General features: G+C 62.8%; 11 protein-coding genes. 8 read left to right on the top strand and 3 right to left on the bottom strand.

Translation table 11 applies throughout. From position 1 onward, the window contains the following. The 8 genes from wspR (at position 1) to N805_RS16820 (ending at position 8,083) form a co-directional block, all read left to right on the top strand. The gene (gene wspR / locus N805_RS16855; RefSeq protein WP_019473632.1) at positions 1-1,005 is read left to right on the top strand and encodes a Wsp signal transduction system regulator diguanylate cyclase WspR; all 1,005 of its coding nucleotides are present in this window, start codon (positions 1-3) and stop codon (positions 1,003-1,005) included. Between the two features lie 244 nt (positions 1,006-1,249). Then, positions 1,250-2,345, top strand: a protein-coding gene (gene prfB, locus N805_RS30550; RefSeq protein ID WP_155412698.1) for a peptide chain release factor 2 whose coding sequence is annotated in 2 segments (ribosomal slippage) — positions 1,250-1,321 and positions 1,323-2,345 — 1,095 coding nt in all. Because the reading frame shifts where the segments join, the coding sequence is not laid out codon by codon here. A 93-nt stretch (positions 2,346-2,438) separates the two neighbouring features. Then, the gene (gene lysS, locus N805_RS16845; RefSeq protein WP_012270790.1) at positions 2,439-3,941 is read left to right on the top strand and encodes a lysine--tRNA ligase; all 1,503 of its coding nucleotides are present in this window, start codon (positions 2,439-2,441) and stop codon (positions 3,939-3,941) included. A 209-nt stretch (positions 3,942-4,150) separates the two neighbouring features. Beyond that, complete coding sequence (locus tag N805_RS16840; RefSeq protein ID WP_019473756.1) at positions 4,151-4,855, top strand: TetR/AcrR family transcriptional regulator; 705 nt, start codon at positions 4,151-4,153, stop codon at positions 4,853-4,855. A 29-nt stretch (positions 4,856-4,884) separates the two neighbouring features. Beyond that, positions 4,885-5,433 carry a hypothetical protein gene (locus N805_RS16835; protein ID WP_019473755.1) on the top strand — a complete coding sequence of 183 codons (549 nt, stop codon included), beginning with the start codon at positions 4,885-4,887 and terminating at the stop codon, positions 5,431-5,433. 154 nt (positions 5,434-5,587) lie between these two features. Continuing rightward, entirely contained in the window at positions 5,588-6,865 is a 1,278-nt protein-coding gene (locus tag N805_RS16830) for a flavohemoglobin expression-modulating QEGLA motif protein (RefSeq protein WP_019472389.1), read from the top strand. Beyond that, on the top strand, positions 6,837-7,760 hold the full coding sequence (locus N805_RS16825) for an alpha/beta hydrolase (RefSeq protein WP_019472390.1): 924 nt from the start codon (positions 6,837-6,839) through the stop codon (positions 7,758-7,760). The genes N805_RS16830 and N805_RS16825 overlap by 29 nt, the downstream gene beginning before the upstream one ends. Then, the gene (locus N805_RS16820; protein ID WP_019472391.1) at positions 7,757-8,083 is read left to right on the top strand and encodes a hypothetical protein; all 327 of its coding nucleotides are present in this window, start codon (positions 7,757-7,759) and stop codon (positions 8,081-8,083) included. The genes N805_RS16825 and N805_RS16820 overlap by 4 nt, the downstream gene beginning before the upstream one ends. Positions 8,084-8,260: 177 nt before the next feature. On the opposite strand, the gene N805_RS16815 is transcribed toward N805_RS16820, so the two are convergent. The 3 genes from N805_RS16815 to N805_RS16805 all read right to left on the bottom strand — a co-directional run bounded on the left by N805_RS16815 (position 8,261) and on the right by N805_RS16805 (position 10,137). Continuing rightward, complete coding sequence (locus tag N805_RS16815) at positions 8,261-9,052, bottom strand: OmpA family protein (RefSeq protein ID WP_019472392.1); 792 nt, start codon at positions 9,050-9,052, stop codon at positions 8,261-8,263. 50 nt (positions 9,053-9,102) lie between these two features. Then, entirely contained in the window at positions 9,103-9,516 is a 414-nt protein-coding gene (locus N805_RS16810; protein WP_014592166.1) for a DUF4398 domain-containing protein, read from the bottom strand. A gap of 276 nt (positions 9,517-9,792) precedes the next feature. Beyond that, positions 9,793-10,137, bottom strand: coding sequence for a hypothetical protein (locus tag N805_RS16805; protein WP_019472393.1), 345 nt, complete (start codon positions 10,135-10,137; stop codon positions 9,793-9,795). Positions 10,138-10,212: the final 75 nt, after the last annotated feature.

Genomic DNA, 10,212 nt, shown 5'->3' with positions numbered 1-10,212 from the left:
ATGAATGAATTACCGATCGAAGGTTTTGCCACCACCAACGAGAACTCGGCGATGGTGCTGCTGGTCGACGACCAGGCCATGATCGGCGAGGCGGTGCGGCGTGGTCTGGCCAATGAAGACAACATCGACTTCCACTTCTGTGCCGACCCGCACCAGGCGGTGGTCCAGGCCATGCGCATCAAGCCCACGGTCATCCTCCAGGACCTGATCATGCCTGGCCTGGACGGCTTGACCCTGGTGCGCGAATACCGCAACAACCCGGCCACCCAGGACATCCCGATCATCGTTCTGTCGACCAAGGAAGACCCGCTGGTGAAGAGCGCGGCGTTTGCCGCCGGGGCCAACGACTACCTGGTCAAGCTGCCGGATACCATCGAGCTGGTCGCGCGCATTCGCTATCACTCACGCTCGTACCTCACCCTGTTGCAACGCGACGAGGCCTACCGCGCCCTGCGCGTCAGCCAGCAGCAGTTGCTCGATTCCAACCTGATGCTGCAGCGGCTGATGAACTCCGACGGCCTGACCGGGCTGTCCAACCGCCGCCACTTCGACGAGTACCTGGAGCTGGAATGGCGCCGGGCCATGCGTGAACAGCAGCAGCTGTCGTTGCTGATGATCGATGTGGATTATTTCAAGGCCTACAACGACAGCTTCGGCCACCTGGCCGGCGACGAGGCCTTGCGCCAGGTGGCCGAGGCGATCCGTGGCTCGTGCTCGCGGCCGACCGACCTGCCGGCGCGCTATGGCGGCGAGGAGTTTGCCCTGGTGTTGCCCAACACCTCGCCCGGCGGGGCGCGCCTGGTGGCTGAGAAGCTGCGCCAGACGGTGCTGGGCCTCGGCATCCCGCATACCGCGCCGGTGGCCGATGCGCGCCTGACCGTGAGCATTGGCCTGGCCACCCACACCCCGGCCGTCGGCAGCCACTGCCGGCAGTTGATCTCGGCGGCGGACAAAGGCTTGTACCAGGCCAAGAACAGCGGGCGTAACCAGGTCGGCATCGCCTGAGAAGCGGTGCGCGGACCGTTGTAGCAGCGGCCTTGTGTCGCGATGGGCTGCACAGCAGCCCCAGAATTTCAGCTACGCAGCAAATATCGCAGGGGGCCGCTGCGCTGCGCATCGCGACACAAGGCCGCTCCTACAAAGGCGGTGATACGTTCTACGAATGCGACCGCCCGGCGGGTCTGCCGCCCAGCAGCGGACTCGGTTATACTCGCGGGCTTTTCACCGAATTCGCACGAGTAGCCAGCCCATGGAAATCCAACCGATCCTGAACACCATCAAGGACCTCACCGAGCGTTCCCAGTCCATTCGGGGGTATCTTTGACTACGATCACAAGCATGACCGCCTGATCGAAGTCAACCGCGAGCTGGAAGACCCCAACGTCTGGAACAAGCCCGAGTACGCCCAGGCCCTGGGCCGCGAGCGTGCCATGCTGGCACAGGTCGTCGAGACCCTGGACAAGCTGTCCAACGGTCTGTCGGACTGCAAGGACCTGCTCGACATGGCCGTCGAGGAAGAGGACGAAAGCGCTGTCGGCGACGTCGAGACCGAGCTGCAGGGCCTGGAAGAATCCCTGGCCCAGCTTGAGTTCCGTCGCATGTTCAGCGGCGAAATGGACATGAACAACGCCTACCTGGATATCCAGGCCGGCTCCGGTGGTACCGAGGCGCAGGACTGGGCCAACATCCTGCTGCGCATGTACCTGCGCTGGGCCGACAAGCGCGGTTTCGACGCCACCATCATCGAGCTTTCCGAAGGTGAAGTCGCCGGCATCAAGGGCGCCACCGTGCACATCAAGGGCGAGTACGCCTTCGGCTGGCTGCGTACCGAAATCGGTGTGCACCGCCTGGTGCGCAAGAGCCCGTTCGACTCCGGTGCCCGTCGCCACACTTCGTTCTCGGCGGTGTTCGTATCGCCCGAAATCGACGACAAGGTCGAGATCGAGATCAACCCGTCCGACCTGCGCATTGACACCTACCGCTCCTCCGGTGCCGGTGGTCAGCACGTGAACACCACCGACTCGGCCGTACGTATCACCCACGTGCCGACCAACACCGTGGTGGCGTGTCAGAACGAACGTTCCCAGCACGCCAACAAAGACACCGCCATGAAAATGCTGCGGGCCAAGTTGTACGAGCTGGAAATGCAGAAGCGCAACGCCGCTTCGCAGGCGCTGGAAGACAGCAAGTCGGACATCGGCTGGGGCCACCAGATCCGTTCCTACGTACTGGATGACTCGCGCATCAAAGACCTGCGCACAGGCGTAGAGCGCAGCGACTGCCAGAAAGTGCTGGACGGCGACCTTGACCAGTACCTGGAAGCAAGCCTCAAGCAAGGGCTGTAAGCCGCACTCCACTGCCGCGATACCTGGCTACCCGCCGGTATCGCGTGCCCTGCCCGAAAAGGGCAACGAATACCTGATGGAAAGAATGACGACATGAGCGACCTCAAGACCGAATCGCAAGACCTGCAACAGGAAGAAAATGCCCTGATCGCCCTGCGCAAGGAAAAACTTGCCGCCGAGCGCGCCAAGGGCAACGCCTTCCCCAACGACTTCCGTCGCGACAGCTACTGCAACGACCTGCAGAAACAGTACGCGGACAAGACCAAGGAAGAGCTGGAAGCAGCCGCGATCCCGGTCAAGGTTGCCGGCCGTATCATGCTCAACCGTGGCTCGTTCATGGTGATCCAGGACATGACCGGTCGCATCCAGGTCTACGTCAACCGCAAGACCCTGCCGGAAGAAACCCTGGCCGCAGTCAAGACCTGGGACCTGGGCGACATCATCAGCGCCGAAGGCACCCTGGCCCGTTCCGGCAAGGGCGACCTGTACGTCGAAATGACCAACGTGCGCCTGCTGACCAAGTCGCTGCGCCCGCTGCCCGACAAGCACCACGGCCTGACCGATACCGAGCAGCGCTACCGCCAGCGTTACGTCGACCTGATGGTCAACGAAGAAACCCGCCACACCTTCCGTGTGCGTTCGCAGGTGATCTCGCACATTCGCAAGTTCCTCATCGAGCGTGACTTCCTCGAAGTCGAGACGCCGATGCTGCAGACCATCCCGGGTGGCGCCGCGGCCAAGCCGTTCGAAACCCACCACAACGCCCTGGACATGGCCATGTTCCTGCGTATCGCGCCGGAGCTGTACCTCAAGCGCCTGGTGGTGGGGGGCTTCGAAAAGGTGTTCGAGATCAACCGCAACTTCCGTAACGAAGGTGTTTCGACGCGTCACAACCCTGAATTCACCATGCTCGAGTTCTACCAGGCCTACGCCGACTACCGCGACAACATGGACCTCACCGAGGAACTGTTCCGCGAGCTGGCGCAGCTGGTGCTGGGGTCGACCGACGTGCCGTATGGCGACAAGGTGTTCCACTTCGGTGAGCCGTTTGTGCGCCTGTCGGTGTTCGACTCGATCCTCAAGTACAACCCGGAACTGACCGCAGCCGACCTGCAGGACGTTGACCGCGCCCGCGACATCGCCAAGAAGGCCGGTGCCAAGGTGCTCGGCCACGAAGGCCTGGGCAAGCTGCAGGTGATGATTTTCGAAGAGCTGGTCGAGCACAAGCTGGAGCAGCCGCACTTCATTACCGAGTACCCGTTCGAAGTGTCGCCGCTGGCCCGTCGCAACGACGACAATCCGGCCGTTACTGACCGCTTCGAGCTGTTCATCGGTGGCCGCGAAATCGCCAATGCCTACTCCGAGCTCAACGATGCCGAAGACCAGGCCGAGCGCTTCCTGGCCCAGGTGGCCGAGAAGGACGCGGGTGACGACGAAGCCATGCACTACGACGCCGACTTCGTGCGTGCGCTGGAGTACGGCATGCCGCCGACCGCCGGTGAAGGCATCGGCATCGACCGCCTGGTAATGCTGCTGACCAACTCGCCGTCGATCCGCGACGTGATCCTGTTCCCGCACATGCGTCCACAGGCCTGAGTGAATTGAACAAGCCGCCTTTCGAGGCGGCTTTTTCTTGCCTGAAGCTTTATGTTGTCTGTACTGGCCCTATCGCCGGCAAGCCAGCTCCCACAGGTACTGCACAGGTCCTGACTATTGTGCGGGCCTGTGGGAGCTGGCTTGCCGGCGATGAGGCCAGTGCAGGCCGCAGATGACTTGAACCGTGAGGTATCCCCGTGACACCCGCCATGCCTGACCAAGGCGCCGCCGGCATCGCTACCGCCGTCGCCGAAAGCGTGCAATACCAAGGCCGCAAGACTGCCCGCCAAGGCAGCGAACAGCGCCGCCAGCTGATCCTCGACGCCGCCATGCGCATCGTTGTACGCGATGGTGTACGCGGTGTGCGCCACCGTGCGGTAGCCGCCGAGGCCGCTGTGCCGCTGTCGGCCACCACCTACTACTTCAAGGACATCGAGGACCTGCTCACCGACACCTTCGCCCAGTATGTCGAGCGCAGTGCCGCCTACATGGCCAAACTGTGGGCCAACACCGAAGTGGTGTTGCGCCAGTTGCTGGCCCAGGGCGACGGCAGCCCGCAGGCACGGGCGCGGCTGGCTGATGAAGTGGCGCGCATGACTGCCGACTATGTGCAACGGCAACTGCTGAACCGCCGCGACTTCCTCATGGCCGAGCAGGCCTTCCGCCAGGAGGCGCTGCTGTGCCCACGCCTGGCGGAACTGGTGCGTGCCCACGAGCAGATCCTGCTGCACGGCACCCGGCAATTGCTGCAGGTGGTGGGGTCGCGGCAACCGGAACAGGACGCCCAGATGTTGACGGCGATTATCGTGCAGATGGAATATCAGGGCCTGCTCAAGGATGCGAACGCGCAAGCCGATGGGCAGATGCTCGCTATGCTTACCCGATACCTGCAGCTGGTGCTGGCATCGGCTTGAGCCGAGACCGATTTTTCAAGGAGAACCTGATGAAAGCCTGGCGTGTGGTGTTGTTGACTCTGTCATTCCTGCTGCTGGGCGGTTGTCTGGTGACCTTCCATGAGCCCTTGCCCAGCAACCAGGCGGCGCCCAAGGCCCTGCTCGGCAAGTGGAGCAGCAAGGACGCTTGGGGCGAGCCGTTGAAGCTGACCATCAGTCGCAGCGGCGGCGATGCCTACAAGGCGGTGGCCACGGCCAAGGGCAAGGCCCCTGAGGAATACGTATTCACCGTGTCGCGCCACGGTAACCGCTGGTACCTGTCGGCCGGCGTGCCCAAACGCCTGGGGGGCAACTTCCTGATCGGCGGTTTCGACATCGTCGAGGGCAAGGAGCTGGTGGTCTACAACCTGGATGTCGAACAGGTGCAGCAGGCGGTGGACAAGAAGGAACTGACCGGGCGCAGCACCGAGGTGCCTGAAGACAACGGCGACGGCGTGCTGATCGATAGCCCGTCGGCGCGGGTGCTGGCCTACCTGGACGACCCGGCCAATTCCGACCTGTTCGTCGAAGTGGCGCGGTTCCAGCGTACTGGCAAGTAGTTACCTGTTGCGGCCTCTTCGCGGCTAAAGCCGCTCTCACAGGCACTGCATCAGGCTTGAGACCTGTGCGGTCCCTGTGGGAGCGGCTTTAGCCGCGAAGAGGCCAGCACAGGCAACACAAGGCTTGGCTCATTGTTGCAATAAGGAGTCCCCGGTGGACGAATACCAGCAAACCATCCGTGCCCTGTCCGACCGCATCGTTGCGGCGCAGACCCCGATCCGGGTGCTGGACGCGGTGAAATGGGACGAAAACATTCGTCAGGGCTTCCTCAAGGCCAAGGGCAAGGAGCCGCCGGCCGTCGACCGTGCCTATTACCAGTCGCGCCCGCTGTCGTTCGACTCCGGCGCGGTCAAGGCCGAGTTCCAGGGCATCGAGCGCGACATCATCCGCCAGCTGGGCCAGTTCAACCCGGTCGGGCAGATCATGAAACGCATGTGCCGCGAATACCGCATGGTGGTGCGGATGCTTGAAGCGCGCGGTACCGAGGACTTCGGCCTGATCTCCCAGGAACTGTATGGCGCTGCCTCCGATGCCTTCCATGCCGGTGACCCGACCCTGGCCGACCTTGGCCTGATGCTGTCGGACTACCTGAACAACATCGATGGCCGTGGCGACCTGAAGGACGAGCCGAAGAACCTTACCGCCAAGGAGGCCGTGGAGATCCTCCAGCGCCGGCTGAACACGGTGTTCGGCGAGGCCGAGGGAACCATTCGCGTATTCGAGTCCGACGGCATCGTCGCCGATGCCGCTGCCGGTGCCGACTACATCAAGGTGCGCGCCGATGCCATGTTCAACGCCCGCGATGTCCGCGCCCTGGAGGTGCACGAAGGGCTGGTGCATGTCGGCACCACGCTCAATGGCCTGAACCAGCCGATCTGCACCTTCCTGGCCAAGGGCCCGCCCTCGTCCACGGTCACCCAGGAAGGCCTGGCCATCCTCATGGAGGTGATTGCCTTCGCCTCCTACCCCAGCCGCCTGCGCAAGCTCACCAACCGCACCCGCGCCATCCACATGGTCGAGGAGGGCGCCGATTTCCTCCAGGTGTTTGATTTTTTCCGTGGGCAAGGCTTCGAGGTTGCGCAGAGCTACAGCAACGCCAGCCGGGTATTCCGCGGCTCGGTGCCCAATGGCCTGCCATTCACCAAGGACTTGTCCTACCTCAAAGGCTTCATCATGGTTTACAACTACATTCAGTTGGCCGTGAAGAAGGGCAAGCTCGAACAGATCCCCTTGCTGTTCTGTGGCAAGACCACCCTCGAGGACATGCGCACCCTGCGCCAGTTGGTGGAGGAGGGCCTGGTGGAGCCGCCCAAGTACCTGCCCGAGCAGTTTCGCGACCTTAACGCGCTGTCGGCCTGGATGTGTTTCTCCAACTTCCTCAACCACCTGAGCCTGGACCGTATTGAAGCCGACTACGCGAACATTCTCTGAGCGCTGCCGCCTGCTGGCGCTTGGCTTGCTGCTGTTGGGCCTGAGTGGCTGCAGCAGCTTGCTGTTCTACCCCGAACCTGGTCAGGCGTTCACCCCCGAGCGGGCCAAGCTCGCCTACCGCGATGTCACCCTTGTCACGTCGGACGGCCTGCGCCTGCACGGCTGGTGGTTGCCGGCCAAGGCCGGCGTCGAGGTCAAGGGTACGGTACTGCACTTGCACGGTAACGGTGGCAACCTGCCGGGGCACCTGGGTGGCAGCTACTGGCTGCCGGAGCAGGGCTATCAGGTGCTGATGATCGATTACCGCGGCTATGGCCTGTCGCAGGGGACGCCGAGCCTGCCAGAGGTGTACGAAGATATCGGCGCCGCCATGGCCTGGCTGGACCAGGCGCCCGAGGTAAAGGGCAAGCCCCTGGTGCTGCTGGGGCAGAGCCTTGGCGGGGCCATGGCCATTCACTACCTGGCGGCCCACCCCGAGCAGCGCCAGCGCTTCAGTGCCCTGGTGTTCGATGGCGTGCCAGCCAGTTACCGGTCGGTCGGGCGCTTTGCCCTCAGCACCTCTTGGATGACCTGGCCGTTGCAGGTGCCGCTGTCGTGGCTGGTGCCGGACGGCGACAGCGCAATCCATTCGATCGAGCAGCTGAGCAGCCCGCCCAAGCTGTTTTTCCATAGCATTGACGACAACCTGGTGCCGATGGACAACGGTATTCGCCTGTACCAGCACGCGCCACCGCCGCGGGTGCTGCAACTGACCCGTGGTGGCCACGTGCAGACCTTCGCCGACCCCACATGGCGCCAGGTGATGCTGCGTTTCCTCGACGACCCTAGCCATTTCAACGGCCTGCGGCGGCTTGCCGAAGTGCCCAATTTCCCTGACGAGAAGAACAAGCAATGAGTGAAGAACGCAACGCCATCCCGCTGATCCTGACCGGCGTCGGCAGCATCATCGTGACGGTGGGGGCCTTGTGGTACTACGGTTACCTGCATTTTGCCAAACCCGAGGATGCCCTGTTGCTGCAGGACTTCACCATGCTCAAGACCATCCCCGGCGAGGACTATAAAGTTTCGTTGGACCCGGCGCCGCAAGTGGCCCAGTGCGTCGATGGCGTGCTGGTGTTGTTCGACACCGGGCAGAAAGGCCTGACCGGCGTGCTGGTGGACAACCGCAAGCGTGCGGTGCGCTGCATGGGCGAGGAAACCCCGCAGCAGGTGAAGTGAGCCATTATCCCTACTGCCTGTGCCGACCCCTTCGCGGGCATGCCCGCTCCCACAGGGATTGCGCAAAGCTCGAAACAAGCACCGTACCTGTGGGAGCGGGCGTGCCCGCAAAGAGGCCGGTACAGGCAAAAAAAAGCCCCGCGTCGAACGCGGGGCTTTCTTTTCAGCCAGCCAGACTTACTGCTGAATCTGGCTCACCGAACGGGGTGCTACCGGTTGGTTGTCGTTGGAGATGGTTACCTCCACGCGACGGTTTTGCGCACGGCCCGAGTTGCTGCCGTTGTCCGCTACCGGGTACTCCTTGCCATAGCCCTGGGAAACGACGCGCGCCGGGTCGACGCCGGCACGTACCAGTGCCATGCGCACGCTGTTGGCGCGGCGCTCGGACAGGGTCTGGTTGTAGTTGGCCGAGCCGACGCTGTCGGTGTAGCCCTCTACGATCACCTTGCGTTCCGGGTTTTCCTGAAGGAACTGGGCCAGCTTGGTGATGTTCGGGTAGGCGTTGCTCTTGAGTTCGGCCTTGTTGAAGTCGAACAGCACGTCGCCGAAGGTCACCAGCGTGCCGCGGTCGGTCTGCTTGGCATTGAGGCTGTCCTGCAGCTTGGCGATCTGGGCGTCGCGGGCGTCCAGCTTGGCCTGTGCGCGCTGGGCCGAGGCGTTCTTCAACTCACCTTCGGCAGTACGCAGGGCAATGGTCTGCTTGGCCACTTCGACACGCTGGTTGGTCAGATAGGCCAGTTGGTCGACCTTCTTCTCGTCTTCACGGTCCATGTAGGCCTTGTCTGCCTTGTTCAGCCAGTCCTGGGCGTCCTTGGTCTCCAGCGCCGCGACCTTGCTCGATTGCGGGTCGCTCTGCAGCGAGGAGAAGTTGGTGCGGGCCGACTCGAGGTTGGCGTTAGGGTCGTGCGAGCAGGCAGCAAGACCAACGCTGAGGGCCAGCAGGGCGGGAATCATGACGTGTTTGCGCATAGTGTTCATCCTTTGATCGAGTGCGAAGGCTAAGGTTGGCGGGGCAGGGCTCACTGAGCGCTGCGCAGGCCTTCCTCACGTACGTCCTGAACGCCCTGGCGGGCATCCTGCACGGCCTTCTGGGCCTTGGCCGCCTGGGCCTTGCGTTCGGCGAGGCGTGCGTCCCACTCGGCCTGTTGGGCCAGGCGCTTGGCCTCGTCGTACTTCTTGTCGTGCATGGCGATTTCGGCTTGCTTGAACTTGTCCTGGGCCGCTTTCATTTCCACGGCAGCGAACTCGGTGCCACCCGCGCTGACGGCAGAGTTCACGGCGGATTGGGTAACGGCATACTGCTCGGTGGGCGGGTTGCCCGCACAGCCGGCCAGGACCAGGCTACTGCCCAGGGCCAGCGCGGCCAGCTTGAACCCGCGCACGTGAGTAGATGACAGTTTGCTAGTGCGGGTCTTCATGGTGGTCAGCTCCATTGGATCACTCCTGATAACGACGATGTCCGTAGCAGTCCATCGCTTAATCCCTGACAAAACCGAGCGCTTCAGCTGAACGGTGCACGAGGGCAGTGTGCAGGGTTTTAGCGTGATGGCTATTGGCTCCGACTCGACCGTTTTCAGAATGGTTCAGAAAAAAGTGCGGTAAGAGGGGAATTATTTCTGACTGATTGGTCAGTGAGTGCTGGCTGGAACTTTCACGGGTTGGAGCGGTATTCCGGGCCTTGGCGAGACCCGGAACGGTGGGGCGGGCAGTTATTTGTCGCTGTCGTCGCCGGTGGTGCTCAGGCTGTGCAGGTGTTGTCTGGAGAGGGAGAGAAAGCGCGGCGTAGAGCCGACATCTTCATACAGCGGGTCGCCTTCTTCATCGGTGGCGATGACCTGGCGACCCTGCACATAGGGGAAGCTGGCTTCCAGCTCTTCGAGGGCGGCCGCCACCAGTTCGCCGAGCAGTTCCTCGGCGGTGCGCTTGGGGTACATGTCGATCAGCGCGGCCAGGCGCGCCTCGGACTCCAGGTCCAGATGCAATACATGGCCCGTGCGGCTGAGGGTACCGGCGGCATTCTGTTCCCAGTGCTGGGCGAGTTCACGGATTTTCATGATGACCTCTGTTGACGCCTGTTAAGGCTGCATTGCATGGGAGTGCTGTGCTTTCACTTTAGTTTGCTTTGGCCG

This window comes from Pseudomonas putida S13.1.2 (assembly GCF_000498395.2).
GTDB lineage: Bacteria > Pseudomonadota > Gammaproteobacteria > Pseudomonadales > Pseudomonadaceae > Aquipseudomonas > Aquipseudomonas putida_Q.
This window is presented reverse-complemented; position numbering and strand designations above follow the sequence as displayed.